The organism is Kocuria sp. KKT182 (assembly GCF_055635395.1).
In genome coordinates, this window is sequence record NZ_CM145757.1 from 3764610 (window position 1) to 3790889 (window position 26280).

27 protein-coding genes are annotated in these 26280 nt (G+C 73.6%); 11 read left to right on the forward strand and 16 right to left on the reverse strand.

Annotated features, from left to right (window positions below):
• Positions 1–7 precede the first annotated feature (7 nt).
• The 3 genes from ACZ2G1_RS17465 to ACZ2G1_RS17475 form a co-directional block, all read right to left on the reverse strand.
• Positions 8–2431 (reverse strand): S8 family serine peptidase, encoded by a 2424-nt coding sequence (locus tag ACZ2G1_RS17465; RefSeq protein ID WP_470377212.1) that lies wholly within the window; start codon positions 2429–2431, stop codon positions 8–10.
• Positions 2432–2570: 139 nt separating this feature from the next.
• Positions 2571–2831, reverse strand: coding sequence for a hypothetical protein (locus tag ACZ2G1_RS17470; RefSeq protein ID WP_035927104.1), 261 nt, complete (start codon positions 2829–2831; stop codon positions 2571–2573).
• A 15-nt stretch (positions 2832–2846) separates the two neighbouring features.
• Positions 2847–3113 carry a hypothetical protein gene (locus ACZ2G1_RS17475; RefSeq protein ID WP_470377213.1) on the reverse strand — a complete coding sequence of 89 codons (267 nt, stop codon included), beginning with the start codon at positions 3111–3113 and terminating at the stop codon, positions 2847–2849.
• A gap of 213 nt (positions 3114–3326) precedes the next feature.
• Between ACZ2G1_RS17475 and ACZ2G1_RS17480 the strand changes: the two genes are divergently transcribed.
• On the forward strand, positions 3327–4202 hold the full coding sequence (locus ACZ2G1_RS17480) for a Bax inhibitor-1/YccA family protein (RefSeq protein ID WP_115162386.1): 876 nt from the start codon (positions 3327–3329) through the stop codon (positions 4200–4202).
• Positions 4203–4305: 103 nt separating this feature from the next.
• Here ACZ2G1_RS17480 and ACZ2G1_RS17485 read toward each other — a convergent pair whose 3' ends face one another.
• Entirely contained in the window at positions 4306–4908 is a 603-nt protein-coding gene (locus ACZ2G1_RS17485) for a nitroreductase family protein (protein ID WP_470377214.1), read from the reverse strand.
• Between the two features lie 112 nt (positions 4909–5020).
• Here ACZ2G1_RS17485 and ACZ2G1_RS17490 point away from each other — a divergent pair, with 112 nt between their 5' ends.
• Together ACZ2G1_RS17490 and ilvA are read left to right on the forward strand one after the other, a co-directional pair.
• Entirely contained in the window at positions 5021–6433 is a 1413-nt protein-coding gene (locus ACZ2G1_RS17490; RefSeq protein ID WP_095650455.1) for an AI-2E family transporter, read from the forward strand.
• A gap of 102 nt (positions 6434–6535) precedes the next feature.
• Positions 6536–7783 carry a threonine ammonia-lyase gene (gene ilvA, locus ACZ2G1_RS17495; protein ID WP_017832418.1) on the forward strand — a complete coding sequence of 416 codons (1248 nt, stop codon included), beginning with the start codon at positions 6536–6538 and terminating at the stop codon, positions 7781–7783.
• Positions 7784–7861: 78 nt separating this feature from the next.
• Here the strand turns inward: ilvA and ACZ2G1_RS17500 are convergent, their stop codons facing one another.
• From ACZ2G1_RS17500 to ACZ2G1_RS17510, 3 genes are all read right to left on the reverse strand, one after another.
• Positions 7862–8071, reverse strand: coding sequence for a hypothetical protein (locus tag ACZ2G1_RS17500; protein ID WP_017832417.1), 210 nt, complete (start codon positions 8069–8071; stop codon positions 7862–7864).
• A 7-nt stretch (positions 8072–8078) separates the two neighbouring features.
• A complete protein-coding gene (gene greA / locus ACZ2G1_RS17505; protein ID WP_017832416.1) occupies positions 8079–8582 on the reverse strand; it encodes a transcription elongation factor GreA in 504 nt (167 codons plus the stop codon).
• Between the two features lie 269 nt (positions 8583–8851).
• On the reverse strand, positions 8852–9277 hold the full coding sequence (locus tag ACZ2G1_RS17510) for a DUF4307 domain-containing protein (protein ID WP_115162392.1): 426 nt from the start codon (positions 9275–9277) through the stop codon (positions 8852–8854).
• Between the two features lie 204 nt (positions 9278–9481).
• On the opposite strand from ACZ2G1_RS17510, the gene mca reads away from it, so the two are divergent.
• Positions 9482–10360, forward strand: coding sequence for a mycothiol conjugate amidase Mca (mca, locus tag ACZ2G1_RS17515; protein ID WP_031282471.1), 879 nt, complete (start codon positions 9482–9484; stop codon positions 10358–10360).
• A gap of 8 nt (positions 10361–10368) precedes the next feature.
• Complete coding sequence (locus ACZ2G1_RS17520) at positions 10369–10740, forward strand: hypothetical protein (protein ID WP_470377215.1); 372 nt, start codon at positions 10369–10371, stop codon at positions 10738–10740.
• Between the two features lie 76 nt (positions 10741–10816).
• Here ACZ2G1_RS17520 and trhA read toward each other — a convergent pair whose 3' ends face one another.
• A complete protein-coding gene (gene trhA / locus ACZ2G1_RS17525) occupies positions 10817–11524 on the reverse strand; it encodes a PAQR family membrane homeostasis protein TrhA (RefSeq protein WP_017832412.1) in 708 nt (235 codons plus the stop codon).
• Positions 11525–11698: 174 nt separating this feature from the next.
• On the opposite strand from trhA, the gene ACZ2G1_RS17530 reads away from it, so the two are divergent.
• Both ACZ2G1_RS17530 and ACZ2G1_RS17535 read left to right on the forward strand, forming a co-directional pair.
• Positions 11699–12460 carry an isoprenyl transferase gene (locus ACZ2G1_RS17530; protein ID WP_017832411.1) on the forward strand — a complete coding sequence of 254 codons (762 nt, stop codon included), beginning with the start codon at positions 11699–11701 and terminating at the stop codon, positions 12458–12460.
• 190 nt (positions 12461–12650) lie between these two features.
• Positions 12651–14000 (forward strand): PhoH family protein, encoded by a 1350-nt coding sequence (locus ACZ2G1_RS17535; RefSeq protein WP_470377216.1) that lies wholly within the window; start codon positions 12651–12653, stop codon positions 13998–14000.
• A 10-nt stretch (positions 14001–14010) separates the two neighbouring features.
• Here the strand turns inward: ACZ2G1_RS17535 and ACZ2G1_RS17540 are convergent, their stop codons facing one another.
• Complete coding sequence (locus tag ACZ2G1_RS17540) at positions 14011–14766, reverse strand: hypothetical protein (protein ID WP_017832409.1); 756 nt, start codon at positions 14764–14766, stop codon at positions 14011–14013.
• Between the two features lie 66 nt (positions 14767–14832).
• Here ACZ2G1_RS17540 and ACZ2G1_RS17545 point away from each other — a divergent pair, with 66 nt between their 5' ends.
• Positions 14833–15357: a prepilin peptidase gene (locus ACZ2G1_RS17545; RefSeq protein WP_241975676.1), complete on the forward strand. Its 525-nt coding sequence runs from the start codon at positions 14833–14835 to the stop codon at positions 15355–15357.
• Between the two features lie 61 nt (positions 15358–15418).
• A complete protein-coding gene (locus ACZ2G1_RS17550; RefSeq protein WP_017832407.1) occupies positions 15419–15889 on the forward strand; it encodes an NUDIX hydrolase in 471 nt (156 codons plus the stop codon).
• Between the two features lie 120 nt (positions 15890–16009).
• Here the strand turns inward: ACZ2G1_RS17550 and ACZ2G1_RS17555 are convergent, their stop codons facing one another.
• The 3 genes from ACZ2G1_RS17555 to ACZ2G1_RS17565 form a co-directional block, all read right to left on the reverse strand.
• Positions 16010–17431, reverse strand: a complete 1422-nt coding sequence (locus ACZ2G1_RS17555; RefSeq protein ID WP_109243296.1) for a class II fumarate hydratase — start codon at positions 17429–17431, stop codon at positions 16010–16012.
• A 77-nt stretch (positions 17432–17508) separates the two neighbouring features.
• Positions 17509–18159: a carbonic anhydrase gene (locus ACZ2G1_RS17560; protein ID WP_095650449.1), complete on the reverse strand. Its 651-nt coding sequence runs from the start codon at positions 18157–18159 to the stop codon at positions 17509–17511.
• Entirely contained in the window at positions 18156–18854 is a 699-nt protein-coding gene (locus ACZ2G1_RS17565; protein WP_470377217.1) for a DUF4245 domain-containing protein, read from the reverse strand. The genes ACZ2G1_RS17560 and ACZ2G1_RS17565 overlap by 4 nt, the downstream gene beginning before the upstream one ends.
• 292 nt (positions 18855–19146) lie before the next feature.
• Between ACZ2G1_RS17565 and glpX the strand changes: the two genes are divergently transcribed.
• Together glpX and ACZ2G1_RS17575 are read left to right on the forward strand one after the other, a co-directional pair.
• Positions 19147–20094, forward strand: a complete 948-nt coding sequence (glpX, locus tag ACZ2G1_RS17570) for a class II fructose-bisphosphatase (RefSeq protein WP_109222828.1) — start codon at positions 19147–19149, stop codon at positions 20092–20094.
• 223 nt (positions 20095–20317) lie between these two features.
• Positions 20318–21493, forward strand: coding sequence for a hypothetical protein (locus tag ACZ2G1_RS17575; protein ID WP_017832402.1), 1176 nt, complete (start codon positions 20318–20320; stop codon positions 21491–21493).
• 10 nt (positions 21494–21503) lie between these two features.
• On the opposite strand, the gene ACZ2G1_RS17580 is transcribed toward ACZ2G1_RS17575, so the two are convergent.
• The 4 genes from ACZ2G1_RS17580 to ACZ2G1_RS17595 form a co-directional block, all read right to left on the reverse strand.
• A complete protein-coding gene (locus ACZ2G1_RS17580; protein ID WP_470377218.1) occupies positions 21504–22523 on the reverse strand; it encodes a lipid II:glycine glycyltransferase FemX in 1020 nt (339 codons plus the stop codon).
• A 55-nt stretch (positions 22524–22578) separates the two neighbouring features.
• Positions 22579–24195 carry an LCP family protein gene (locus ACZ2G1_RS17585; RefSeq protein ID WP_470377219.1) on the reverse strand — a complete coding sequence of 539 codons (1617 nt, stop codon included), beginning with the start codon at positions 24193–24195 and terminating at the stop codon, positions 22579–22581.
• A 66-nt stretch (positions 24196–24261) separates the two neighbouring features.
• A complete protein-coding gene (gene purE / locus ACZ2G1_RS17590) occupies positions 24262–24747 on the reverse strand; it encodes a 5-(carboxyamino)imidazole ribonucleotide mutase (protein ID WP_051063721.1) in 486 nt (161 codons plus the stop codon).
• Positions 24748–24883: 136 nt separating this feature from the next.
• Positions 24884–25999 carry a 5-(carboxyamino)imidazole ribonucleotide synthase gene (locus ACZ2G1_RS17595; RefSeq protein WP_285842189.1) on the reverse strand — a complete coding sequence of 372 codons (1116 nt, stop codon included), beginning with the start codon at positions 25997–25999 and terminating at the stop codon, positions 24884–24886.
• Between the last annotated feature and the right edge of the window lie 281 nt (positions 26000–26280).

Here is a 26280-nt window from a genome sequence, read left to right on the forward strand (position 1 = left end):
TGCCGGGTCAGCGGTAGTCGATCCGGATGGATCCTCCCGGGCGCCAGGTGATGGAACCGCCCTGGTAGTACTGCACCACGGAGCGGTCGGCGCGGGTGATCTCACCCGTCCGGGGGAAGCCCAGGCGGCTCTTCGTGCCGCCGAGCGCCACGTAGGCGTTGCCGATCGAGCCCTTGGTCTCCTGGGCGTAGGTCCTGGGGCTCCAGTAGATCCGGCCCTTCTGGAACACCTGGTAGACGCCGCCCGTGCCGGTGGACGCCTCGTCGGTGGTGGGGTAGCCCAGGGCACCGGCCGTGCCGCCGGAGCGGTTGTGCTGGGCGCCGATCGAGCCCTTGAGGGCGTGGGCCCCGCCGGCGGCGCTCCAGACGATCCGGCCCTTCTGGAAGGACTGGGAGGTGCCACCCCGTCCGTCGGCGACGGCCCCGGACGTGGGGTAGCCCAGCGACCCGCGCTCGCTGCCGGCCCGTGAGTAGGCCGCGCTGGTGGCGCCGGTGATCGGGTGGGCGCCGTGGGCGGAGCTCCAGAGGATGCGGCCCTTCTGGAAGGTCTGGTAGAACCCGCCGATGCCGTTGCTCCGCCGGTCCGCGGTGGGGTAGCCCAGGGCGCCCTTCTCGTTGCCCGCCGCGGCGAAGACCGTCTCGATGTCCCCGGTCAAAGCGTGGGCCCCGGTGCGGGAGGACCAGAGGATCCGGCCGTTCTGGAACAGCTGGTAGGCCCCGCCGATGCCGTTGGACTTCTCGTCCGAACGGGGGAAGCGCAGGACGCCGGCGGCGGTGCCGTTGCGCTTGTAGGCGGTCTCGACGCCGCCCCGCACCCAGTAGGCGCCGGTGGCCGAGGACCAGTAGATGGTGCCCTTGGCGAAGCTCTGGCGGACCCCGCCGGCGACGGCCTGCTCGTGGGAGGTCGGGGCCCCGGTCTGGCTCTTGATCCGCTGGTACAGGGACCCGATCGCGCCCTTGGTGGTGTAGGTCGGGGTGGGCGCGGCCGGTGCGGCGGTGTCGGCGGCCTTCGTGATCCACAGCGCGTCGTGGGAGTTCAGCGTCTTGCCCCCGGGGAGGCTGTCCCAGGCGTCCCCGGAGTCGAGGATCAGCTGCTTGTACTGGTCGGAGCTCAGCGTCGGGTTCTTCTGCTTGAGCAGGGCCAGGGTCCCGGCCACGTGCGGGGTGGCCATCGACGTGCCGTAGTCGAAGCGGCTGTTGGGCGCGACCGGTCCCCGGGTGCCCGTGTTGCCCGCGGACAGGATGTGGTGGCCCGGGGCGTAGATGTCCACGGCGCCGCCGTGGTTGGAGTAGCTGGCCCGCACCCGGTCCGAGCCGATGGCCCCGACCGTGATGACGTTGTAGCAGTTGCCCGGGGCGTACTCGATCGCCGGGCGGCCGCTGTTGCCCGCGGCCACGGCCACCGGGATGTTCCGGAACCAGGCGGTGTTGATGGCGTTCTGCAGCGTGGCCGGGCACCCCCCGCCCATGGACAGGGACATGTTGATCACGTCGGCGCGCTTGCGCGGGGCGGGGGCCCCGGCCACGGCGTCGCCGGCCAGCCAGCGCACGGCGTCGGCCATGTCGGAGACGTAGCCGAAGCCGCACGCGCCCAGGGCCCGGGCGTTGAGCAGGGTGGCGTCGGGGGCGATGCCCACGGTGCCGTAGCTGTCCCGCTTGGCTGCGACGGTGCCGGCCACGTGCGTGCCGTGCCAGATGGAGTTGGTGGCCGCGGAGCCGGCGTAGCACTGGCCGGCCGTGGAGTAGGTGCCCGGGTCCCGCGGGTCCGAGTCCCGGCCGTTGCCGTCGTTGCCGAGGGCGGCCGTGGAGACGAAGTCGTAGCCGCCGATGGTCTGGGAGTCCAGGTCGGGGTGGTTGGCGAAGCCGGTGTCGACGACCCCGACGGTCACGCCCTTGCCGGTGGCGGTGTCCCACGCCTCGAAGGCGCGCAGGTTGGTGAGGGCCCACAGGGACGGGACGTCCGGGTCCGCGGCGGTCGCGGCGACGGAGCCCATGTCCTCCGGTTCCCCCTCGTCCGAGCCCGGGATCCGGGCGGTCGAGACGAGCCGGTCGGGCTCGGCGTAGGCCACGGCCGGGTCCTTGGTGAGCTCCTCGGCCAGCTTCTCGGCCTGGTCGGTCGAGACCTCGCCGGCCAGCTCGACGACGGCCGCACCGTCGCCGGTGGTCCGGACCTCGGTGGTGTCCTCGGCCTCCGGGACGTGGGCCTCGGCGGCGGCGTCCTCGACGACCTGCTCCGACTCGGCGTCGGTCACGGGGGTGCGGTACTTGACGATCATCCGGTCGGTGATCTCGGGCGGGGCCTCGGCGCTGACCTGCTGGGCGGACAGGGTCGTGGCGTTCTCGGCGGGGGCGGCGGTCGCGGGCGTGAGAGGAGCCAGCACGAGGGCCAGGGAGAGGGCGGACAGGGTGGGGGCGAGCATGGATCGTTGCATGGGCGAACTCCTGGGGGCTGGGGGGATCCCGGAAAAGGTTCTCACATGCAAATCAATGCGAACAGATCTAAAACAAGATCACGGCTTCATCACGAAGTGTGACGCCAGCCCCGTCGGCCCACGGTCCCGTCGGGGCGGTTCAGGCCGTCCCCACCAGCACGGCGAGCCACTCGAGATGGCGCAGCAGCGAGGGGACGCCCGCGGTCAGCAGGGCCACGGCGGTCGCGGACGTCGCGCGGCCCAGGTGCCTCCGCGCGGAGGCGCGGGCGCCGCGGGACCGGCGGCGGGCGGCCGGGGCCAGGTCGAGCGCGACCTGGACGAGGCTCCACAGGGCAGTGGCGCCCGCCCCGGCGACGACGAGGCAGCCGTAGAGGAGGACGGCTCCGGGCAGCGGGACCACGGGGCGTGCCGCCGCTCAGCCCGCGAGGACGGCGGCGGTCAGGCCCACGGCGAGCACCGCGGCCACCGCCCAGGTGAGCCTGTAGGCCCAGCGGTAGTGCTCCTCGCTGCGGAGCTCGAGCCAGGCGGCGGTCGCCGGGGCGGCGTCCGGAGAGGTCCGCGCGCGCTCCAGCTGGCCGATCGCCCCGAGGTAGCGGCTCCAGTGCAGGACGGCCAGGGCCCCGACGGCGAGCAGCACCGGGATCGCGGCCAGCGGCACCCAGTGGGCGGGGGACTCGGGCATGAGGGGCCTCCGGATCGGGACAGCGGTCGTTCCCACCAGCATGTGTGCAGGAGCAAAGACCTGTCTGTCCGCTCTCCTGGGGGCCGCCGCGGATCCTCGGCGAGCCGCCCGCACGCCCTCGGCTTAAGCACAGCAGTTCTCATGCTTTCGTCAGGCGGGCCTTGCTACGCTGGTCGCACATCTCGCACATCAGTGCCACGGAAGGACCCCTCAATGGCCGGCGGTAACCCGCTTCTCCGCGATCTCTCGAAGCCGGGCGCAGGCAGCGCCCAGTCCCACGGCAACCCGTACGGACAGAGCTCCTACGGAACCCCCTACCAGCAGCAGCCCGGCTACGGACGGACCGGCTACCAGCAGCAGGGCGCCCCGTACTCGGCCGAGCGCCTGGACTCGATGTACAACGCCCCGGCCGCCGGCACGAACCAGACCGGCCGGATGACCTACGACGACGTCATCATGCGCACCGCCACGGTGCTCGGCGCCGTGGTCGTCGGCGCGCTCGCCGGCTGGATCATGCCGATCCTCACGATCCCCGGCGCCCTCGTCGGTCTCGTGCTCGGCCTGGTCAACGCCTTCAAGCGCGAGCCCTCGCCCGCGCTGATCCTCGCCTACGGCCTGTTCCAGGGCATGTTCCTGGGCGGCATCTCGGGGATGTTCGAGGCCATGTACCCGGGCATCGTGGTGCAGGCCGTCATCGGCACCATCGCCGTGTTCGTCTCGGTGCTCGTGCTCTTCCGGTCCGGCAAGGTCCGCGCCTCCCCGCGCGCCACCAAGATCTTCATGGTCGCGCTCATGGCCTACGCCGTCTTCGCGCTGGTCAACCTGGGCGCGGTGCTGCTGTTCGGCTTCAACATCCGCACGGACAGCCCGCTCGGCCCCTGGCTGGGCCTGCTCATCGGCGCCGTGGCCATCCTGCTCGCGGCCTACAGCTTCGTGCTGGACTTCGACAACATCAAGCGCGGTGTCGAGGTCGGCGTCCCCGAGAAGATGGCCTGGTCCGCGGCCTTCGGCCTGACGGTCACGCTGATCTGGACCTACGTCGAGATCCTGCGCATCCTGGCGATCATCCGGGAGATGACCTCGAACTAGGTCCCCGCCCCGGCTGCGCCACCCACGACGGCCCGGCACCCGCGCACCGCGGGTCCCGGGCCGTCGTCGTGCCGCGACCCGCGGGCGGGCGCGGGGGAGGGGGTCAGTGGTACGAGATCCGGGGCCCGGGCGTGGGGCGGGTGGCCGTGTGCTCGGCGGCCGCGGCACGGGGCGGGCGGCCCACGAACAGCCAGCCGAGCAGCCTCTCCTCCTCCGTCAGCCCGTAGAACGCGCGGACCGCCTCCTCGCCCTCGCCGTCGCGGTGGGACCACACGGTGCCCCAGCCCGCGGCCCAGAACGCGGCCTCGAGCAGGGGGCGCGCCCCGTGCGCCGCGTGCAGCTGCTCCTTCCGGGGGACGCCCAGGGCGTCGTCGGGACTGAAGACGAGCGCGCAGCCCAGGCCGCCGGTGCTCGCCCACTTCAGGGCGCCCCGGAAGGCCGCGAGCCGGCGCAGCTGCTTGCCCTTGATCCGGGGGAAGGGCGCCGACATGTTGGGCACCCGGGTCAGCCCCGCCAGCGCGGCCGCGAGCTCCGGCGCGGAGCGGCGGGTGGTCACGGCCACCCGCCAGCTCAGGCCCGGATCGGCCGCCGCGGTCCCCGCGGCGGCGCGGAGCACGGCCTCCAGCTCCTCCCGCGGCGGAGCGTCCGGGGTCAGGCCGGGAGCCGGCCGGCGCTGGGCGAGAACGCGGAGGAAAGTGCGTGACATCCCGCCAGTCTTCCACCGCGCGCGCCCCGCGTGCCGGACCGGCCCGCGGAATCGTCGTCCGGCCCCGGCCGGGGGGCGCCCGGCGGTCGGACCGCCGTGCCAAGATGGCTCCATGCCTTCGACATCGCACGACGCCGAGCGGCCGCTGCGGCCGGGACCCGGCACCGAGCTCCCCCCGCTGCACGGCAACGCCGCGGGTGGCGTCGCGGTCTCGGTGCGGGTGGCCGCGGCGTGGTCGTGGCGGCTCATCATCATCCTCGCGGCCGTGGGGCTGCTCGGGTACATGCTGTCGACGATCACGGTGGTCATCATCCCCGTGCTCATCGCCGGCCTGCTCGCCGGGCTCCTGTTCCCGCTGGTGAAGTGGTTGCGCGGACAGCACGTGCCGGCGGGCCTGGCCTCGGGCACCGCGGTGCTCGTGCTCATCGGCCTCGTGACGGGTCTGCTCGTGCTCGCCGGCCGGCAGATCGTGCTGGGCTTCGCGCAGCTGTCCGAGAACGTGGTGGTCGGCACCCAGCAGCTGCTGGGCTGGCTCGAGGACGGGCCGCTGAACCTCAGCGCCGACAGCGTGAACGACTGGATCGACGACCTCGGCACCACGATCCAGGACAACAGCGAGGCCATCCTCTCGGGCGCCATGTCCTTCGGCTCGACGGCGGGCAACGTGCTGACCGGCATCATCATCATGCTCTTCACCCTGCTGTTCTTCCTCATGGACGGCGAGCGGATCTGGCTCTTCCTCGTCCGGCTGTTCCCGGTCAGCGCGCGGCGGGCCGTCAACGGCGCCGGCCGCCGGGGTTGGACCTCGCTCGTGCAGTACGCCCGCATCCAGGGCTTCGTGGCGTTCGTGGACGCCGTGGGCATCGGACTCGGCGCGGCGCTGCTCGGCGTCCCCCTCGCCCTGCCCATCGGCATCCTCGTGTTCCTGGGCTCCTTCATCCCGATCGTGGGCGCCGTGCTCACCGGCGCGGTCGCCGTGCTCGTCGCCCTCGTGGCCAACGGCTTCGGCACCGCCCTGGCCATGCTCGCCGTGGTGCTGCTGGTGCAGCAGATCGAGTCCAACGTCCTGCAGCCGCTCGTGATGGGCCGGGCCGTGTCCCTGCACCCCCTCGCGGTCTTCCTCGCCGTCGCGTCCGGCACCATCCTCTTCGGCATCGCGGGCGCCCTGTTCGCGGTGCCCGTGATGGCCTTCCTCAACACGGTGGTGCGCTACCTCGTGGGCGGGACGTGGAAGGCGGACGACGAGATCCCGTGGGAGCCGTACTACTTCCCGTGGGAGATCAAGAAGCACGCGCGCAAGAACGATCTCACCCGCGACCAGGTCATGGCCCAGCTCCAGCGCTTCCGCCGGACCCGCGCGAAGGAACGGCTGCAGGCCGCGCTCAAGCGCGGCCGACGGGACGACCGCGCCCGGGCCGCCGCCGGCACGGGTCAGGGCCGCGGCCGCAGCGACGAGCAGGGGGTCGGCCAGGGGGCGGGTTCCGGTGCTCCCGCCTCGCCGGAGCGCTCCCCGGGCAGCGACTAGGATGAGGACCGCGCCCGCCGCCGGCGGGCGCTCACCGTGGCACGACCCAGCGGGTCCCGCACGGCCCCGCACCGACGCACCGACCGGGAAAGAAGACGCACTGTGAGCCTGGCCGAACTGCCCGTCCGTCTCGCCGACATCCAGGACGCCGCCACGCTCCTCGAGGGCGTGATCGACCGGACCCCGGTGACCCACTCCCGGGCGCTCTCGCGGCTCATCGGCTCCGAGGTCAACCTCAAGGCCGAGAACCTGCAGCGCGCGGGCTCCTTCAAGGTCCGCGGCGCCTACGTGCGGATGGCCAAGCTCACCGACGAGGAGAAGGCCCGCGGTGTCGTGGCGGCCTCCGCCGGCAACCACGCGCAGGGGGTCGCCCTCGCCGCCGCCAAGCTGGGCATCACCGCCCGCATCTACATGCCGCTGGGCGCTGCCCTGCCCAAGATCGCCGCGACCCAGGACCACGGCGCCGAGGTGATCCTGCACGGCACCAGCGTGGACGAGGCCCTCGCCGAGGCCCAGCGCCACGCCACCGCGACCGGGGCGGTGTTCGTCCACCCCTTCGACCACCCGGACATCGTGGCCGGGCAGGGCACGCTCGGCCTCGAGGTGCTCGAGCAGGTGCCCGACGTCGACACCGTCATCACCGGGGTGGGCGGCGGGGGGCTGCTCGCCGGCATGGCCGTGGCGGTCAAGGCCCGCGCCGAGCAGCTCGGCCGGCCGATCCGGCTCATCGGCGTGCAGGCGGAGAACGCCGCCGCCTACCCGCCGTCCCTCGCGGGGGACGCGCTCGTGACCCTCGACCGGGTCTCGACCATCGCCGACGGCATCGCCGTGGGCAAACCCGGGCAGCTGCCGTTCAGCATCATCAAGGAGCTCACCGACGACGTCGTGACGGTCTCGGAGGACTCCCTCGCCCAGGCGCTGATCTTCCTGCTCGAGCGCAACAAGCTCGTGGTGGAGCCCGCCGGCGCCGTCGGCGTCGCGGCCCTTCTGGATGGCCGCCTGCAGGCCGCGTACCCGGACCTCGGCAACACCGTGGTGGTGCTCTCGGGCGGCAACGTGGACCCCATGCTCATGCTCAAGGTCATCCAGCGGGGGCTCTCCGCCGCCGGCCGGTACATGACCATCAAGATGATGCTCACCGACCGCCCGGGCGAGCTCGCCCGCATCTCCGAGCTCATCGCCGTCCAGGACGCCAACGTCACCGGCGTGGACCACACCCGGATCGGCGGCTCGCTCAGCCTGGGCGACGTGTCCATCACCATCGACATGGAGACCAAGGGGCACGAGCACTGCCGTCAGATCCTCAGGGCGCTCGAGGCGGAGGGCTACCACCCCGTCGTCGTGCACTGACCGCCGCCGGGCACCGGCCCCGGACGACGACGGCGCCGGTCCCCGCGGGGACCGGCGCCGGTGTCGGCGGGGGCGGCGTCAGGTGCGGCGCCGGCCGGTGAGGTAGGTGACGAACGCGCTGACGAACGTCGCGAAGACGAAGACGTTGCGCAGGCTGCCGGGGGCGCTCGCGGCGGGGTCGCCCTGACCCGCGAAGTGCAGCACCACGGCCACGACCCCGAGCACCGCCGTCAGGACCATCAGGGCCTTGGTGCCGGGGCCGGGGCTGCGCAACCAGTGGGTCGTCACGGGAGCCTCAGACCTTGAACGGCTTGGCGTCCAGGATCTTGACCGGGATCTCCTTGCCGTTGGGAGCGGTGTAGGACAGCTCGTCCCCGACCCGGTGGCCGGAGATCGCGGAGCCCATCGGGGACTTCTCGGAGAAGACCTCCAGCTCGCTGCCGGCGGCCAGGTCCTCGGCCACCTCGCGGGAGCCGATGAGGAAGGTCATCGCCTCGCCGGCGATCTCCGCGGTGACGACCATGCCGGCCTCGACGACCCCGTCGTCGGCAGGGGCCTCGCCGACCTGGGCGTTCTCGAGCAGGTTCTTGAGGTGGACGATGCGCCCCTCGTTCTTGCTCTGCTCCTCGCGGGCGGCGTGGTAGCCGCCGTTCTCCTTGAGGTCGCCCTCCGAGCGCGCCTGGTCGATGCGCTCCACGATCTCGTGCCGGTACGGGCCGGAGATGTGGTCGAGCTCCTTCTTCAGGCGGTCGTAGGCCTCCTGGGTCAGCCAGGCGCCGGTCTTGTTCGTGGTGGTCACAATCTCTCCTCGGTGAACGGTCGGTCGGGCCGCGGCAGTCCTCCCGGGGTCCGGGCGGGTCCGCGGCGGACCGGGACGACGGCGTGGGGGCCGCCGGCGGTGCGGGGGTCCGCTACGCAAAGACCCCGCCCCGGTGCGGGTCGTCCGTTTCGGACGGTGTCCGGCTGCCGGGGACGGGGAGTCCTGCTGCCCAGTCTAGGCGGGGCGGGCGGACAAGCCCAAAGGCCCGACGGCGGCGGCGACACACGGGCGGGACGACCGCCGGGGGCTCAGTCCTCGAGCCAGCAGGAGTCCACGACCGCGGTGGTCGCCAGGTTGGTGGTGCGCACGGCCGCGCGGTGGGAGCTCGTCCCGCCGTCGCCCAGGCGGTCCTCGGGCACGGTCCCGATGGTCACCTCGGACCAGCCCACCACGGCGTACTCCTGGTTGAGGGCCTGCACCGCGCACGTGACGACGTCCTCGGGACGCTTCGTAAGCTCGAAGTCCGCCGTGGCCCGCGCCTCCGAGACCACCTCGAAGCCGATGTCCTTGAACGTGGGGGCGCTCTGCCGCGCCGTGACCACCCAGACGACGAAGACGGCGGTGACCAGGGTGGCCGCCAGGGCGAGACCGATCCAGCCGCGCGTCCCGATCCGGCGCTCGCGGCGGGGGGCTCCGTAGCGGTCGCGGAGCAGGTCTGGGGAGTCGGTGGACACGGCGGCCTCGGGTCTCGGGGGCAAGGGGGCGGCGCCGGGCCCGGCGACCGCCCGACCACTGTAGCCGAGGCCCCTGGGAGCACCCCGGGCGCAGGACCGCCCGGCGAACGCGTAAAATGGGCCGCGGCCCGTGCCCGCACCGGCCGCTTCCCCGACTCCCCGACCGTTCCCGAGAGGACCCCCCGAGTGACCTCCCTGTCAGAGATGCGCCTGCTGGCCGTCCACGCCCACCCCGACGACGAGTCGAGCAAGGGCGCCGCGACCATGGCCCACTACGTCCGGCAGGGGGTCGAGGTCATGGTGGCCACGTGCACCGGTGGGGAGCGGGGGTCGATCCTCAACGCCGAGATGGAGGGCCACCCGCACGCCGAGCGCGACCTGACCGGCCTGCGCCGGCACGAGATGGCGCAGGCGGCCGCCGCGCTGGACGTCGACCACCGCTGGCTCGGGTTCATGGACTCGGGGCTGCCCGAGGGGGACCCGCTGCCGCCGCTGCCGTGGGGCTGCTTCGCCCTGCAGCCGCTCGAGCGCGCCGCCGCGCCCCTGGTCCGGCTCGTGCGCCGGTTCCGTCCGCACGTGATCCTGACCTACGACGAGAACGGCGGCTACCCGCACCCGGACCACATCCAGACGCACAACGTGTCCGTCGAGGCGTTCCGCGCCGCCGGCGACCCGGAGCGGTACCCCGGCCTCGGCGAGCCGTGGACCCCGCAGAAGCTCTACTACGACCGGGCCTTCAACCTGGAGCGCTTCGTCGCCCTGCACGAGGCCCTCGAGGAGCGCGGCCTGCAGTCCCCGTACGCGGCCCGGATCGCGATGCTGCAGGAGAGCGACCCGGAGGGCCACCGCCCGCCGGCCCCCCGGCACGAGACCACCACCAAGGTGCGCTGCCCGGACACGTTCGCGCTGCGGGACGAGGCGCTGCGCAGCCACCGGACCCAGGTGGCGCCGGACGGGATGTTCTTCGCCGTCTCCGCCGAGCTGCAGTCCCAGGTGTGGCCGTGGGAGGACTACGTCCTGGCGGAGTCCCGGGTGCCGACCGACCTGCCGGAGCACGACCTGTTCGCCGGGATCGTGGGCTGAGCGCCGGGATGACCACCGTGCTGAACGTGCTCGCCCTGCTGCCGGCGATGGCGCCCAACCCGATCGACGAGGGCACGCTGCGCCCCGGCCTGGACCCGAGCCAGGTGACCCCCGGGATGCTGGGGTTCCTCATGACGCTGCTGCTGGCCGTGGCCGTCATCTTCCTCGTGCGGGACTTCAACCGCCGCAACCGGCGGCTGCGCTACCGCGCGGAGTACGCCGAGCGCCGCGCCGCGGAGGAGCGGGCCGGCGGCCCCGCCGGGACCGACAGCGCCGGGACGGACGGCGCCGACGCCGGGACCGGCGCCGACGGCGACCGGGCCGGGGGAGGGCCGGCGGCGCGGGCCGAGGAGCCGGAGGGGCCCGCCCCGCGCGGCTGAGGCAAGAGCCCGGCCCCGCAGGCGCGGCCCCCGGGGCCCGCGGAGCCCGGTGAGCGGGTGGGCGGGGCGGAGCCGCTCAGCGGAGCATCGCGAGCATGATCGCCACGTAGTGCAGCACGAAGCCCAGCACCGTGAAGGCGTGGAAGACCTCGTGGAAGCTGAACACCTCGGGGAGCAGGCGCGGCCGCCGGGTGCCGTAGACCACGGCGCCGGTGATGTAGGCGATGCCGCCGGCGGCGGTCAGCGCGGCCGCCGGGGGGCTGATCTGCCAGAACTGCGGCAGGTAGAAGAGGGCCAGGCAGCCCATCACCACGTACAGCGGCGTGTACAGCCAGCGGGGCGCCAGGGTCCACAGCAGCCGGAAGAGCACCAGACCGGCGGCGCAGGACCAGATCACGACCAGCAGCAGCCGGGACTGCGGCGGGTCCAGCAGCGCGACCGCCAGCGGGGTGTAGGTGCCGGCGATCAGCAGCGCGATGTTCGAGTGGTCCATCCGGCGCAGGACCATGTGCAGCCGACGGGGCCAGTAGGCGCGGTGGTAGATCGCCGACACGCCGAACAGCAGGATGCCCGTCACGCCGTACACGGCGCACGCGATCCGCAGCTCGGTGCTGGGCGCCAGCAGGATCGCCACGAGACCCAGGGCGACGACGACGGGCGTGAAACTCGCGTGGATCCAGCCCCGCCACGCGGGCTTGCGCTCCACGAGTCCCTCGATCCCGTGCTCGACCGCCTCCTCGACGCGGCCGGCGGCCCGGCGGGCGGCGCTGTGCGTGTGCTCCATCATGTTCCTCCCGGCGTGCTGTGCGTGAGTCCGTCCGGTCTCCCACCGGGTAGTTTAGGAGGCGTCGCCGAGAGCCGGCCGGGTCCGTGACCACCACCACGCCCGGCACCGTGGCCCCCACCACGTCCGGCCCGACCCCCGACACCGTGCGCGAGAACCCGGGAGGAAGCACAGATGCCCAAGCCACGGCCGCTCTACCGGTTCTACGAGCGCCGGCTCTCCGCCGAGCTCGATCCGCGGCGGCTGCCCAAGCACGTCGGCGTCCTCGTGGACGGCAACCGGCGGTGGGCCAAGCAGTTCGGCGCCTCGACCGCGGACGGGCACAAGGCGGGCGCTCAGAAGATCGTCGAGTTCCTCGGCTGGTGCCGGGAGCTGGACATCGAGGTGGTCACCCTCTACATCCTCTCGACCGAGAACCTCAAGCGCCCGGCCGCGGAGCTGGAACCCCTGCTCGAGATCATCTCCGATCTCATGGACACGCTCACCGAGACGGGCATCTGCCGGGTCCAGCCCGTCGGCGCCCTCGAGATGCTGCCGCCGCAGCTCGCGGCGTGCCTGGCCGACCTCACGGAGCGCACCGCGGGCAACGCCGGCCCGCACCTGAACATCGCGGTCGGCTACGGGGGCCGGCAGGAGATCGTGGACGCGGTGCGGGAGGTCCTCACCGATGCCCTCGACGCCGGCGCGGACGTCCGGGAGCTCGCGCAGAGCCTGTCCGTGGAGGACATCTCCCAGCACCTCTACACGCGCGGGCAGCCGGACCCGGACCTGCTGATCCGCACCTCGGGCGAGCAGCGGCTGTCCGGGTTCCTCATGTGGCAGTCCGCCTACAGCGAGTACTACTTCTGCGAGGCGCTGTGGCCGGACTTCCGGCGCGTCGACTTCCTGCGGGCGCTGCGGGACTACGCCTCGCGGCAGCGGCGCTTCGGCGGCTGAGCCCACCGGACCCCGCCCGTCGTCGTCCCGGACGCCGTCCCCGGTCGCGGCGCCGGGCACGTCCGGGGCGGTCGCCGGCAATTTGTGCGCCGTTCACCGTTTCTGCTCGCGCGGCGGGTCCGGTCCGCATACGTTGTCCTCAGGCGGACGGCGCTGACGCCGCCCGCCGGACCGAGGAGGAAGGGCCACCATGAGCATCTCCAAGAAGCAGGAGCGCATCACCGACATCTCCGCCCCCCTGGGCGCCGGGGTGCGCTCCTACGTGATCGACACCTCGGTGCTGCTGTCGGACCCCCGGGCGATCCTGCGCTTCGCCGAGCACCAGGTGGTGCTGCCCGTCATCGTCATCACCGAGCTGGAGGGCAAGCGGCACGACCCGGAGCTGGGCTACTTCGCCCGGCAGGCCCTGCGGCTGCTGGACGACCTGCGCGTGGAGCACGGCGGGCTCAACCGGCCCGTGCCCCTCGGGGACCAGGGCGGGAGCCTGGTGGTGGAGCTCAACCACGTCTCGGACACCGTCCTGCCGGTGAGCTTCCGGCTCAAGGACAACGACTCCCTGATCCTGGCGGTGGCGCTGAGCCTCGCCAACGAGGGCAAGGACGTGTGCATCGTCTCCAAGGACCTGCCCATGCGGGTCAAGGCCTCCGCCCTGGGCCTGGAGGCCGAGGAGTACCGGGCCGAGTGGGTCGGCTCCGACGTCGAGTGGTCCGGGACCGCGGCCCTCGAGGTCCCCGAAGACGTGGTGGACCGGCTCTACGGCGGCGAGGCCGTCGTGGTCCCCGGCGCCGAGGGGCTGCCGGCCAACACGGGCCTGACCCTGCACTCCGTGCGCGGCAGCGCCCTGGCCCGGGTCCGCGCCGACGGCTCCGCCCGGGTGGTGCGCGGGGACCGGGACGTCTTCGGCGTGCACGGGCGCTCCGCCGAGCAGCGGCTCGCGATCGACCTCCTGCTGGACCCCGAGGTGGGCATCGTGTCGCTGGGCGGGCGCGCCGGCACCGGCAAGTCCGCCCTGGCCCTGTGCGCGGGCCTGGAGACGGTGATGGAGCGCCGGGAGCACCGCAAGGTCATGGTCTTCCGTCCCCTCTACGCCGTGGGCGGCCAGGAGCTCGGCTACCTGCCCGGCTCCGAGGAGGAGAAGATGAACCCGTGGGGCCAGGCCGTGTTCGACACCCTCGGGGCGCTGGTCTCGCAGGAGGTCGTCGAGGAGGTGCTCGACCGGGGCATGCTCGAGGTGCTGCCCCTGACGCACATCCGCGGCCGGTCCCTGCACGACGCCTTCGTGATCGTGGACGAGGCGCAGTCCCTCGAGAAGAACGTGCTGCTCACCGTGCTGTCGCGGATCGGGCAGAACTCCAAGGTGGTCATGAACCACGACGTCGCCCAGCGCGACAACCTCCGGGTCGGCCGCCACGACGGCGTGACCGCCGTGGTCGAGGCGCTCAAGGGCCACCCGCTCTTCGGCCACGTCACGCTGACCCGTTCGGAGCGCTCACCGATCGCCGCCCTGGTCACGGAGGTCCTGGGCGACCTGGACAGCTGAGCCGGGGGCCTCAGGGGCCGACGGGCCAGGGCAGGTGCCTGCTCACGTCCGTGAGGTCCAGGGGCACCGAGCGGAAGAGGTCGTCGATGAAGTACTCGTCCACGGCCTCGATCCGCAGGTCGTGGCCCGTGCCGGCCAGCGGGCCCTCGAGCACCTCGGAGCGGACGCAGACGGCCGTCCGCTCGTCCAGGAGCACCCGGGTGCGGGCCGGGGCCAGGGGGTGCCCCGGCGTCGTCGGGGTGTAGGCGTGGCCGGGGACCACCACGGCGCCGCGCACGGGCCGCCCGTGGTGGGTGCCGGTGCGGACGTCCTCGACCGTGCAGGGCCGCCGCTCCGGCAGGTAGGGCGGCACGGGGGCGTCCCCGGCCAGCTCGACGGGGTCGAGGATGGCCTGCCAGCGGCCGCCGCCGAAGACGGGGTCCCCGTAGGCCGCCTCGGGCCGGCGCTCGACGAGCCCGGAGTCCGTGAACACCGGGGCCACCAGCTGCGGGGCGAGCAGCCACGAGGCCGAGGTCGAGGCGACGTAGAAGTCGTCGCGCGACTGCTCCCGCGTGGTGGCCGTGTAGAGGGGGGTGCCGTCCAGGGCCTCGACGCGCAGGCCGTCCGGGCGGCGGACCCAGGCCCGGACGGGCCGGCGGGGCGCGGCGTCCGCGGGGGCCGGCCAGGACAGCACGAACCGCAGGGTGTCCCAGCGCCACGGGGAGGAGCGGCTGAGCGCGCAGAACTCGTCCTGGTCGGTGGGCGCGGGGACGGGGGAGCGGTGCATCACCCCAGTCTAGGGAGGGCCCCTCGCGTCCACAGGCACCCCGTCCCGGCGGGGGCCGGGGCTACGATGCCCGGTGTGGGCACCTTCCTGACCGAGCAGTTCACCCGCGGGGACGCCGCCGGGTGGGCCGCCGGGGCGCTCGCACTGCTCGGCACCGCCGTGCTCGTGGTCGCGTGCGCGTGGCTGTGGCGCACCGACGTGCGGGAGCACCGGCTGCCCGGCCGCGTGGTGCGCCCGCTGTACCCCGTGTGCGGGGTGCTGCTGGGCGGGGCGGCGGTGGTGGCCGGCGAGCCGGTCCGGCTGCTGTGGATGCTGTGGGGCCTGGTGGTCGTGGGCGGGCTCTACGTCCTGCTCCGCATGCTCCACCCGGCCGGGATGGGCATGGGCGACGTCCGGCTCTCCGGTCTGCTCGGCATGTGCCTGGGCTTCGTCTCCGTCTGGCACGCCGTGCTGGGGGCGGCGGCCGGGTTCGTGCTCGGCGGTCTGGCCGGGGCGGTGCTCGTGGTGCTCGGCCGGGTCGACGCCCGCTCCCGGGTGGCGTTCGGTCCCGCCATGATCACCGGGGCCCTCGGGGTCCTCCTGCTGCTGTGACGCGCGCCGGCCTGTCAGAATGGGCCGGACCCCACCCCGAGACGCCGCACGAGGAGCCCGCATGCCCACCCCCGAGTTCGTCCTGTCCCTGCGGCAGAAGATCGGCCACGACCTCCTGTGGTTGCCCGCCGTCACCGCCGTGGTGCTGCGCGAGGACGGCCGGGTGCTGCTGGCCCGGCGCAGCGACAACGGCAACTGGGGACTGGTGAGCGGGATCGTGGAGCCCGGCGAGGAGCCGGCGGTCACGGCGGTGCGCGAGTGCCTGGAGGAGACCGGCGTCGTCGCCGTCGTGGAGGAGCTCGTGGCGGTCAGGGCGGGGGAGCCCGTGCAGTACCCCAACGGGGACCGCTGCCAGTTCCTGGACCACACCTTCCGCTGCCGCTGGGTCTCCGGCGAGGCCCGCGTCAACGACGACGAGTCGCTCGAGGTCGGCTGGTACTCCATGGACGAGCTCCCGCCGATGCCGACCCACCAGCTCGAGCGCCTGCGGGCCGCGCGGGCGCACAGCGGCCCGCCCCGCTTCGTGGTCTGAGCCCCCGGATGCCGCGAGGGGTCGCGAACTGAGCCCGGACACAGCGAGGGGTCGCGTCCGGAGGGAATGCCGCAGCATTTCCGTCCGGACGCGACCCCTCGGTGCGCCGGGAGCGCAGGGTCAGGCGTTGGGGCCCGTCATGGTGGTGACGTCCAGCGCCCGGTCCAGCTGCTCCTCGGTGAGCTGGCCGTTCTCGACGTAGCCGAGGGCGATGGTCGCCTCGCGCACCGTCATCTTGTTCGCCACGGAGTGCTTGGCGATCTTCGCGGCGGCCTCGTAGCCGATGGCCTTGTTCAGCGGGGTCACGATGGACGGGGACGCCTCGGCGAGGAAGCGGCAGCGCTCCGTGTTCGCCTCGAGCCCGTCGATCATCTTCTCCGCCATCACGCGCGAGGAGTTCGCGAGCAGGCGGATGGACTCCAGCAGGGCCGAGGCCATGACCGGGATGCCCACGTTGAGCTCGAACGCCCCGTTGGTGGAGGACAGCGAGACGGTGGTGTCGTTGCCGATCACCTGCGCGCAGACCTGGATCGTGGACTCGCAGATCACCGGGTTGACCTTGCCGGGCATGATCGAGGAGCCGGGCTGGAGGTCGGGGATGAGGATCTCGCCGAGGCCGGTGTTGGGGCCGGAGCCCATCCAGCGCAGGTCGTTGTTGATCTTCATGTAGCTGTAGGCGACGTTGCGCAGCTGCCCGGAGGCCTCGACCAGGCCGTCCCGGTTGGCCTGGGCCTCGAAGTGGTTGCGGGCCTCGGTGATCGGCAGCCCGGTCTCCTCGGCGAGCAGCTCGATGACGCGGGCGGAGAAGCCGGCGGGGGTGTTGATGCCGGTGCCCACGGCGGTGCCGCCCAGCGGGACCTCGGCCACCCGCGGCAGCGAGGACTCGACCCGCTCGATGCCGTAGCGGACCTGCGCGGCGTAGCCGCCGAACTCCTGGCCCAGGGTCACCGGCGTGGCGTCCATGAGGTGGGTGCGCCCGGACTTCACGACGTCCTGGAACTCCGCGGCCTTCCGCTCGAGCGACTCGGCGAGCTGCGTCATGGCCGGGACCAGGTCGTTGATCAGCGCGCCCGTGACGGCGACGTGCACGGAGGTCGGGAAGACGTCGTTGGAGGACTGGGAGGCGTTGACGTGGTCGTTGGGGTGGACCTCGACGTCCGTGCCCTCGAGCGCCTGGTTGGCGAGGGTCGCCAGCACCTCGTTGGTGTTCATGTTGGAGGACGTCCCGGAGCCGGTCTGGAAGACGTCGATCGGGAAGTGCTCGTCGTACTGCCCCGTGGCGACCTTGTCCGCGGCGTCCGCGATGGCGCGGGCGCGCTCGTCGTCGAGCACCCCCAGCTCCGCGTTCGCCGTGGCGGCGGCCTTCTTGATCTGTGCCAGCGCGACGATGTGCTGGGGCTCGAGGGGCTTGCCCGAGATGGGGAAGTTCTCGACCGCACGCTGGGTCTGAGCGCGGTACAGGGCGTTCGCGGGAACGCGGACCTCGCCCATGGTGTCGTGCTCGATGCGGTACTCGGTGGTCTCTGCGGTGGTATCAGCCATGGCGCCAGTCTAGGACAGCGCCGGGTGACGCCCGGCACGGCGACCCGGGGTGACGGCCGCCGCGCCGGGCACCCGGTTCAGCGGCCCGGAAGCCAGGTGCCGTGCCCGTGGACGAGCTCCGCCTGGCCGTCCTCGAGGTGGTAGAAGACGCCGACCACGGCGACCTCGCCGTTGGAGACCGCGTCCGCGATCACCCGGGACTGCTCCATGAGGCGGGACGCCGTCTGCTTGGTGTGCTCCACGACCGCCGCGTTGACGTCCTGGTGGCCGTGGCGCTGGGTCTCGAGCACGGAGGGCATGATCCGCTCGATGAGGTCCCGCTGGAAGCCGCGGGGCATCTGCCCGGAGCCGGCGACGCTGTGCGCGGCGGTCACGGCCCCGCACGAGTCGTGGCCGAGGACCATGATCAGCGGCGTGCCGAGGTTCGCGACCGAGTACTCGATCGAGCCGAGCACGGCGTCGTCGATGACCTGCCCGGCGGTGCGCACCACGAACGCGTCGCCCAGGCCGAGGTCGAAGATGATCTCGGCGGCCAGCCTCGAGTCCGAGCAGCCGAAGATCACGGCGAACGGGTTCTGCCCGCCGGCCACGGACTGCCGCCGCGAGGCGTCCTGGTTGGGGTGCATGGACTCGCCCGCCACGAAGCGGGCGTTGCCCTCGCGCAGACGCTGCCAGGCGGCGGCCGGGGTGCGGGGCGAGGTGTCGTCGGGGCGGGTGTCCGGGGTCATGGCATCTCCGTGGTTCGCGGGGCAGGGGCGTCGGTGAGGTCCTCGGCGACGGCGGCGGCCAACCGGTCCAGCTCGGCGCCGGACGCGTCGCCCTTGAGCACCACGGTGGAGCCGTTGACCTCACCGGTGTACACGGTCAGCGCGTCCTGGTTCCGGGACTCCTCCCGGACGTGGACGTCCCACGGCACGCCGCCCACGTCGACCGTCGCGGTGGCGGGGACGGCCTCGGCCTGCTGGGCCAGCCACGTGGGGTTGGCCATGGACGTCTGCACCAGGCCGATGAAGCTGCCCTGCGGGGTGGCCCAGCCGATCTCCCAGAAGGGCACCCCCTCGGCGGCGCCGCCGTTCCACCGGGCGTAGTTGGCGGTCCAGTCCTCGCCCGGCTCCGGCACGACCGGGGTGAAGGGCGCCTCGTCCGCCACGAAGTCCGCCTCCTGGGCGACGTCGACGTCGGGGCGGTACGGCTGGGCGTCGGGGCGGGGCTGGAGCCACACGAACGGCAGGACCAGCAGGAGGAGGACCGCCATGGAGATGATCATCCCCTGCACCGGGGCGTTGAGCCGCCGGGCCTGCTTCTCCGTGATCTGCGGGAGCGGCTGCTCCGGGGCCTCGGCGGCCTCGGGGCCGGGGCCGGCGGCCGCGGGGTGCTCTGCCGAGGGGTGCTCTGCGGGACGGTCGGGGGTCGAGGAGCTCACCCGTCCATTGTGCCCTGTCCGCCGGCCCCTGTCCGCCGCGTCCGCCCTCCGTCCGCCGCCCCCGCTCCCTCCGCGCCGGGCCCGCCCGGACGCACCCGGCCGCAATGTGGCCCAGGTCGCGGTCCGCGGAGGCGTGGGCGATATGCTGGGCGGGACGTGGACCGCGCCCGCGGCCGAGCCCGGCCCGGGGGTCCCGAAGAACGTGAACTCGAAGGTGAGGAACAACGTGGCCGAAGAATCCACCGGAACGATCCCCGCGCGCACCAACAACGTGGCCGACCGCAACCTGGCGATGGAGCTGGTGCGGACCACCGAGGCGGCGGCGATCGCCGGCGGCCAGTGGGTCGGCGCCGGCGACAAGAACGCCGCGGACGGGGCGGCGGTCGACGCCATGCGGTCCCTGCTCTCCACCGTGCACTTCAACGGCACCGTGGTCATCGGCGAGGGCGAGAAGGACGAGGCCCCGATGCTCTTCAACGGGGAGCAGGTGGGTGACGGCTCCGGGCCGGCCTCCGACGTCGCCGTGGACCCGATCGACGGCACCCGCCTCACCGCGCTGGGCATGAACAACGCCCTGGCCGTCATCGCGGTGGCCGACGGCGGGTCGATGTTCGACCCCTCCGCCGTCTTCTACATGGACAAGCTCGTGGTGGGCCCGGAGGCCGCGGACTTCGTGGACCTGCGCCTGCCCGTCAAGCAGAACCTGCACCTCGTGGCCAGGGCCAAGGGCGTCAACATCAACCAGCTCACCGTGTGCGTGCTGGACCGCCCTCGCCACCAGCAGCTCGTCGACGAGATCCGCGCCACCGGCGCCCGCACCCGGATGATCCTCGACGGGGACGTGGCCGGGGCGATCGCGGCCTGCCGCGAGGGCACCGGCGTGGACGTCATGATGGGCATCGGCGGCACCCCGGAGGGCATCGTCACCGCGTGCGCCGTCAAGGCCACCGGCGGCATCATCCAGGGCCGGCTCGCCCCGGTCGACGACGACGAGCGCCAGAAGGCCCTCGACGCCGGACTGGACCTGGACGCGGTGCTGACCACCGACGACCTCGTCACCTCGGACAACTGCTTCTTCTCCGCCACGGGCATCACCGACGGGGACCTGCTGCGCGGCGTGCGCTACCGCGGCCGCCGCATCACCACCCAGTCCATCGTGATGCGCTCCCGCTCCGGGACCGTGCGGATGGTCGAGGCCGAGCACCTGGCCTCCAAGTGGGAGAAGTACGCGCGCCACTGAGCCTGACGCTGAGCCTGACACCGGGCCGGCGCCGGGCCCGGCCGGCACGGCCGTGACAGGACCCCCGCACCGACCTCCGGTGCGGGGGTCCTCCCGTCCCCGTCGCACCGTGTCCGGCCCCTCTCCCAGCCCCTCCCGGCCCTAGACTGGAGGCCGAACTGCGGGCGCCGACCGCGGTCCCCCAGCCGGGGCGGAGCGCCCGGGTGACGAGGAGGATCCCCACGTGAGCACCACGGTCAGCCCCTGTCCCAACCGCAAGACCTGGGACGCCACCGTCCGGGTGACCGGCGGGCACCCGCAGCAGCTGTGGGGCATCGGCGAGGCCCAGGTCTCCGCCGAGGGCCCCGGTCTGCGGGTCGACCGCGTCATGGTCCACGACGCCGAGCAGCGCACCGTGGGCTACGCGCAGCTCTACCTGCGCTCCGAGGCCGAGCGCGTGGTCGCCGGGACCGTGCACTGCCACGTCCACCGGCCCGAGGACCTGCCCGTGGTCGCCGCCGCCCTCGCCGACTGGGCCCGGGAGGAGCACTCGGCCGTCCTGCTGCGCTTCCAGGCCGACACCCTGCGCGCGCCCGGCACCCCGGAGGCGCTGGAGGCCGCCGGGTTCACCAGGCCCGCCGCGGGCGCCGGGCCGGAGGAGCCCCGGCGGCTGGAGGTGGTGCTCGGGGAGACCGAGCGGGACCTCTCGCGGCGGCTCTCGGAGGCCACCCTGGACCGCTGCCGCACGGCACTGCGCACCCCGGGCGTGACGGTGCGGGAGGTCACGGCGGGCAGCCGGGTCCTCGCGAACATCGGGCTGCGGACCCGGCTCATCACCCAGCTGCTGGAGGACCTGGGCGAGGACTCGCTGCTGCTCGTGGCCACCGAGGCCGCCGAGGACGGCCGCGAGGCCGCCCTGGGCTACCTGTGGTTCGTGCACACGCGCGGTCTGGCGATGATCTACCGGCTCGGCTTCACCCGCCGGGGCCGGGACCTGGGCGTGGACGACGCCCTGCTGCTGACCGGGATCGTCGAGCTGCAGAAGCGGCGCGTGCAGCGACTCGACGGCGGCGACCCGGACGAGACGGAGGTGCCGCTCGTGGTCCGCGAGCTGGCGGCGACGGAGCGCCCGGTGCTGGGCCCCTGGGAGAAGGCCCTGGGCCGTGGCCCGGCGGGGGAGTTCTCGGAGGACGTCGCCGAGGCCGCCGCCGAGGCCTCGGGGACCGCGGTCGCCGCGGAGCTGGGCCTGGGCGAACCGGCCCCGGCGTGGTCCCCCGACCTCGGGGAGCCGGACGACGTGCCCGAGGACGACGACGGCGCGTCCCGTCCCGTCCGGGGGCGTGCCCGGCGGGCCCGGGACCTCACCCGCCGCGTGGTCGGCGAGAGCATCTCCGCCCTCCGGGACGCGGCGGGGCGCTGAGACCGGGCGCTCAGGACTCCCGGCGGCGCATCCCGGCGACGGACTCCCGGAGCCGGCCGGTCAGGCCCGGGAGGCTCTTGCGGGCCGAGACGGCGGCCTCCCGGGCGGCGCGCACACCGGTGTACGCGGCGTACTTCCCGCGGCTCAGCGGCAGGTCCCAGGTCCCGGGATAGGACTCCGGGCGGCCGCCGAAGGACTTCTTGAACTTCGTGAAGCCGTGCCACGGGTGGTCCGGGCCGGCGTCCTCGGGCGCGGTGCCGAAGAGGTCGAAACGGCTCAGGCCCTTCTGCTTGGCGTCCAGGACCATCCGCACGACCAGGGGGATCCCCGCCGAGAGCCTGCGGTGCTCGAAGTCCATCGCGGCGTGGGCATAGGTGCGGGTGTCGTCGGAGTCGTAGACGAGGGAGGCGCCGATGGGCTCCCCGTCCAGCCGGGCCACGTAGAGGGCCGCCGCGCCCACGGGCATGAGGCTGCGGGCGGCCTCGCGCAGATAGGCGTCCTGCTGCCGGGCGAAGTCCTTGCGCTCGGCCGTGGCCTCGAGGAAGCCCAGCAGCACGTCGACGTCCTCGGGGTCGGCCGAGGTCGTGAAGGTCACGCCCTTCTTGGCGATGTTGCGGTGCAGGTTGCGGTTGGTGGACTTCATGTCCTTGAGGATCGCGTCCTCGTCCTGGATGAGGTCGATGACCTGGGTGTGCCCCGGCTGCACCTGCCGGGGGGCGGGGCGCAGCCCGCGCCGGCGCAGCGACGCCTCGGGCGTCTCGAGCCCGTCCGTCACCGCGGCGTCGACGGGCTCCACCCGCACGAACCAGCAGCGCTCGGACCGGGCGGTGCGGGCGAGGTCGTCGAGCGCGGCCTCGAAGGCCTGCGGGGTCAGCGCCTCGGGGCCGTACGGGCAGTAGAGGTAGCGGCCCGTCCGGCCGCCCTCGAGGATCGCGAGGTAGCGCCATCCGTCCCCGGAGGCCTGGAACACCTTGTGCCCCAGGTTCCGCTGGAATCCGGCCCATGCGTTCGACTGCAGTATGTTCGCCACGCCCCCACTGTACCGGGGCGTCAGGGCGCCGCCGGTGCCCCGCGGTCCGGGCCGGTCAGGGCGCCGAGCAGGTGCCGTTGGGCGTGAGCTCCTGCGTCCCCACGAGGGGCTTCGCCGCCGCGAGGGGGGCGGCCATCGCGATCCCGGAGCCCACCGGGGTGCCGGCCGGCAGGGCCTGCGCGTCCCGCGCGCCGCGGTCCGTGGCCTCCTCGAGCACCCGGTCGAGGTCCTCGTGCAGCAGGTCGAAGTCCGGGTAGGTGGGGAAGGACGGGTCGTAGTACGGCGGGCCGGCGGCGTACTGCACGAGCTCGTGCTCCTTGGCCTTGAGCGCCACGTCCACGAACGAGCCGATCTGGCTCTGCGGGATGTCGGTCTCGACGACCTGTGTGCCCGAGTTCGCGAGCTCCTCGAAGCGGGTCAGCACGTTGACGGGGTTGAGCTGCTTGAGCATCGCGGCCTGCACGCAGCGCTGGCGCGCCTGGCGGTCGTAGTCCGTGGCCCCCTCGCGGGACCGGGCGTACCAGAGGGCGTGGTAGCCGTCCAGGCGCTGGACGCCAGGCTCGATGTACCCGAAGATCTCGTTCGGCAGGCCCGTCACCAGGTCGGTGCCGCCGCCGATCGGGACGCGCCCGCCGACGTCGATGGTGATCCCGCCGAGGGCGTCGACGAGCTGCTCGAAACCGTTCATCTCGACGATCGCGTAGGCCTGGACCTCGATGCCGAGGACGCCCGAGGCGGCGTCCTTCATGGCCTCGGCGCCGGGGTCCGCGGCGTCGGGGTAGAGCTCGGCGTGGTTGTTCGTGACGTCGGTGTAGAGGGCGTTGAGGATGCACTCGTCGCCGCAGTCGAAGCCCTCGGGATAGACGTCCGCCAGCGGCGAGTCCTCGGGGAAGGGCGCGTTCTGCAGGTTGCGCGGCAGGGAGACGGTCACGGTCCGCCCGGAGTCGGCGTCCACGCTGAGCACCGTCATCGAGTCGGGGCGGCGGCCCGAGCGGTCCTCCCCGGAGTCGGTGCCCATGAGCAGGATGTTGTACCGCCCGTCCGCGGGCCGGAAGGGCAGCCCGCCCCCGAAGACGTCCGAGACCGCGCCGCGCGTCACGGACAGCAGGTAGGCGGACCAGGCCAGTCCGCCGGAGGTGACGAGCATGAGCGCCACGGTGGCCGCGGCCACCGCGCGGCGGGTCCGCTGCACGAGGAGGCCGGGCCGGATGAGCCGGAGGGTGTCGAAGAAGAGCAGCGCCCATCCCACCGCCAGGGCCACGAGCCCGGCGATCAGGAGCAGGGACGTGAACGAGTTCGTCAGGAACCAGACCAGGGGAGTGCGCCACAGCACCAGGGACAGGAGCGCCAGCGCCGCCGCGGCCCAGACCACCACGTCGACCTTGAGGACCGCCCGACCGACGGCCCGCCGGCCCGCGACGAGCTGCGCGCTGCCGGGGACCACGAGCGTGGACAGCAGCAGCGTCCACGCGCGCCGGGCCCGGGTGCCGTCCCCGGCGTGCTGCGGGTGGCGCAGCGGATCCGTGAGCCGGGGCGGGCTCGCCGCGTCGTCGTCGACGCCCCGCACGGCCGTCACGGCGTCGGGCGGGAGGTCCCGGGACCGGGAGCCCTCGGCGGACGGGTCGTGGGGCGGGCGGGGATCGTGCTCAGCGCGGGGGGTGTGGCTGTTCACGGGCAGCTCCGGCGGGGAAGGGCGGGCAGGGGGAAGGACGGGAGGGCGGGAGCGCGGGCGCCCGGGTCAGCCGTCGAGGCGGGTGCGCAGGGCGGCGCCCTTGGCGTGGGCGGTCTCCCGGAGCTCGTCGGCGAAGCGCAGGAGCTGCCGGCGCAGGGCCTCGGCCTGCGGGCCCGCGCCGGCGGCGAGGATCCGGGCGGCCAGCAGCCCGGCGTTGCGCGCCCCGCCGATGGACACGGTGGCCACCGGGACGCCGGCGGGCATCTGCACGATCGACAGCAGCGAGTCCATGCCGTCGAGGGTCTTCAGGGGGACGGGGACGCCGATCACGGGAAGGGGCGTCACCGAGGCGAGCATCCCCGGCAGGTGGGCGGCGCCGCCGGCCCCGGCGATGATCACCCGCAGCCCCCGCTCGTGCGCCCGCTGACCGTACTCGATCATCTCGGTGGGCATCCGGTGGGCGGAGACGACGTCGGCCTCGTACGCGATCCCGAACTCCTCGAGGGCGGTGGCGGCGGCCTCCATCACGGGCCAGTCGGAGTCCGAGCCCATCACGACGCCCACGACGGGCTGCTGCTTCTCGTTCACTGGTGCTCCTGCGCTGCTCGGCGGGTGGGGGCCGCCATCGCGGTCCGGTCTGGGGCTACGCTATCCGTCCCGGCTGGACGGGCCGTGGGAGGCACGCGGGTCAGGCCTGCCCGTCGCGCAGCACGGCCGCCACGCGGGTGGCCCGCCGGCGCAGCTCCGGGATCTCGTCCGCGGTGCCGGTGAGGTTGACGTGGCCGATCTTGCGCCCGGGCCGCACGGCCTTGCCGTAGTTGTGGATCTTGGCGCGGGGCTCCGCGCCCATGGCCGCCCGGTAGGCGCCGAAGAGGTCCTGGTTCGCCCCGCCCAGGTAGTTCTTCATCACCGCGGCCCCGCCGATCAGCCCGGTGTCTCCGAGCGGGAGGTCCAGCACGGCGCGCAGGTGCTGCTCGAACTGGCTGGTCACGGATCCGTCCATGGTCCAGTGCCCGGAGTTGTGCGGGCGCATGGCCAGCTCGTTCACCAGGAACCCGGTGCCGCGGCCGGGGGTCTCGAAGAGCTCCACGGCCATCACGCCGGTCACGCCCAGCTCGGTGGCCAGCGTCCGGGCGGCGTCCGCGGCCGCGGCCGCGACCTCGGGGCGCAGCTGCGGGGCGGGCGCGAGCACCTCGTCGCAGACGCCGTCCACCTGGATCGACTCCACCACCGGCCACGCCCGCACCTCGCCGGAGGGGGTCCGGGCCACGAGCGCGGAGAGCTCGCGGGAGAACCCGACCTTCTCCTCCGCCAGCAGGGGCCCGTCCGTGCGGGCGAACCACTGCGCCGGCTCGGCGCCGCGGGCGTCCTCGGCGGTGCCGAGCACCATGACGCCCTTGCCGTCGTAGCCGCCGCGCGGGGTCTTGAGCACCACCGGCCAGCCCGTGCGCTCCCCGAAGGCGATCAGCTCCTCGACGTCGGCGACCGCCTCCCACCGCGGGTTCGGCAGCCCGAGGCGCTCCACGGCCGCGCGCATCCACAGCTTGTCCTGGGCGTGCACCAGCGCGTCCGGGCCCGGGCGGACGTCCACGCCCTCGGCGAGCAGGGTCTGCAGGTGCTCGGTGGGCACGTGCTCGTGGTCGAAGGTCAGCACGTCGACGCCCGCGGCGAACCGGCGCAGCACGTCGAGGTCGGTGTAGTCGCCCACGGGGGCGGTGGGCACGGCGGCGACCGCCGAGACGTCGGGGCCCTCGGCGAGCACGCGCAGCTCGATCCCCAGGGCGGTGGCGGAGGGCGCCATCATGCGGGCGAGCTGCCCGCCTCCGACGACGCCGACGACAGGGGCGGTCACAGAAGAATTCACCCGACCAGGGTATCCCGGTCCGCCGGGACCGCTCGGCGGGCCGGGATGCCCTGCCTCCGGGGCCGCCCGCCGCCTGGTCTCCGGCGTCGTGCTCCCGCCTCGGCCCCGGCACCTGCCCGGCACGGGCCCCGCGACGGCCAGGGGACTGTGCTGTAACTCTCCGGTGCCGTGCAGGAGGGGCGGGGTAGGATGTGCCGAGGTCCGCCCCGGGTGCTCGTCCG

Excerpts from the sequence above, each read along its gene's own strand:
- purE (WP_051063721.1), bottom strand. The coding sequence starts at position 24,747 with ATGGGCTCGGACTCCGACTGGCCCGTGATGGAGGCCGCCGCCACCGCC.
- ACZ2G1_RS17480 (WP_115162386.1), top strand. The coding sequence starts at position 3,327 with ATGGCCGGCGGTAACCCGCTTCTCCGCGATCTCTCGAAGCCGGGCGCA.
- ACZ2G1_RS17535 (WP_470377216.1), top strand. The coding sequence starts at position 12,651 with ATGAGCATCTCCAAGAAGCAGGAGCGCATCACCGACATCTCCGCCCCC.
- ACZ2G1_RS17475 (WP_470377213.1), bottom strand. The coding sequence starts at position 3,113 with ATGCCCGAGTCCCCCGCCCACTGGGTGCCGCTGGCCGCGATCCCGGTG.
- glpX (WP_109222828.1), top strand. The coding sequence starts at position 19,147 with ATGGAGCTGGTGCGGACCACCGAGGCGGCGGCGATCGCCGGCGGCCAG.
- ACZ2G1_RS17595 (WP_285842189.1), bottom strand. The coding sequence starts at position 25,999 with ATGATGGCGCCCTCCGCCACCGCCCTGGGGATCGAGCTGCGCGTGCTC.
- ACZ2G1_RS17550 (WP_017832407.1), top strand. The coding sequence starts at position 15,419 with ATGCCCACCCCCGAGTTCGTCCTGTCCCTGCGGCAGAAGATCGGCCAC.
- ACZ2G1_RS17490 (WP_095650455.1), top strand. The coding sequence starts at position 5,021 with ATGCCTTCGACATCGCACGACGCCGAGCGGCCGCTGCGGCCGGGACCC.
- ACZ2G1_RS17465 (WP_470377212.1), bottom strand. The coding sequence starts at position 2,431 with ATGCAACGATCCATGCTCGCCCCCACCCTGTCCGCCCTCTCCCTGGCC.
- ACZ2G1_RS17545 (WP_241975676.1), top strand. The coding sequence starts at position 14,833 with ATGCCCGGTGTGGGCACCTTCCTGACCGAGCAGTTCACCCGCGGGGAC.
- ACZ2G1_RS17520 (WP_470377215.1), top strand. The coding sequence starts at position 10,369 with ATGACCACCGTGCTGAACGTGCTCGCCCTGCTGCCGGCGATGGCGCCC.
- ACZ2G1_RS17555 (WP_109243296.1), bottom strand. The coding sequence starts at position 17,431 with ATGGCTGATACCACCGCAGAGACCACCGAGTACCGCATCGAGCACGAC.
- ACZ2G1_RS17485 (WP_470377214.1), bottom strand. The coding sequence starts at position 4,908 with ATGTCACGCACTTTCCTCCGCGTTCTCGCCCAGCGCCGGCCGGCTCCC.
- ACZ2G1_RS17540 (WP_017832409.1), bottom strand. The coding sequence starts at position 14,766 with ATGCACCGCTCCCCCGTCCCCGCGCCCACCGACCAGGACGAGTTCTGC.
- ACZ2G1_RS17530 (WP_017832411.1), top strand. The coding sequence starts at position 11,699 with ATGCCCAAGCCACGGCCGCTCTACCGGTTCTACGAGCGCCGGCTCTCC.
- trhA (WP_017832412.1), bottom strand. The coding sequence starts at position 11,524 with ATGGAGCACACGCACAGCGCCGCCCGCCGGGCCGCCGGCCGCGTCGAG.
- ACZ2G1_RS17560 (WP_095650449.1), bottom strand. The coding sequence starts at position 18,159 with ATGACCCCGGACACCCGCCCCGACGACACCTCGCCCCGCACCCCGGCC.
- mca (WP_031282471.1), top strand. The coding sequence starts at position 9,482 with ATGCGCCTGCTGGCCGTCCACGCCCACCCCGACGACGAGTCGAGCAAG.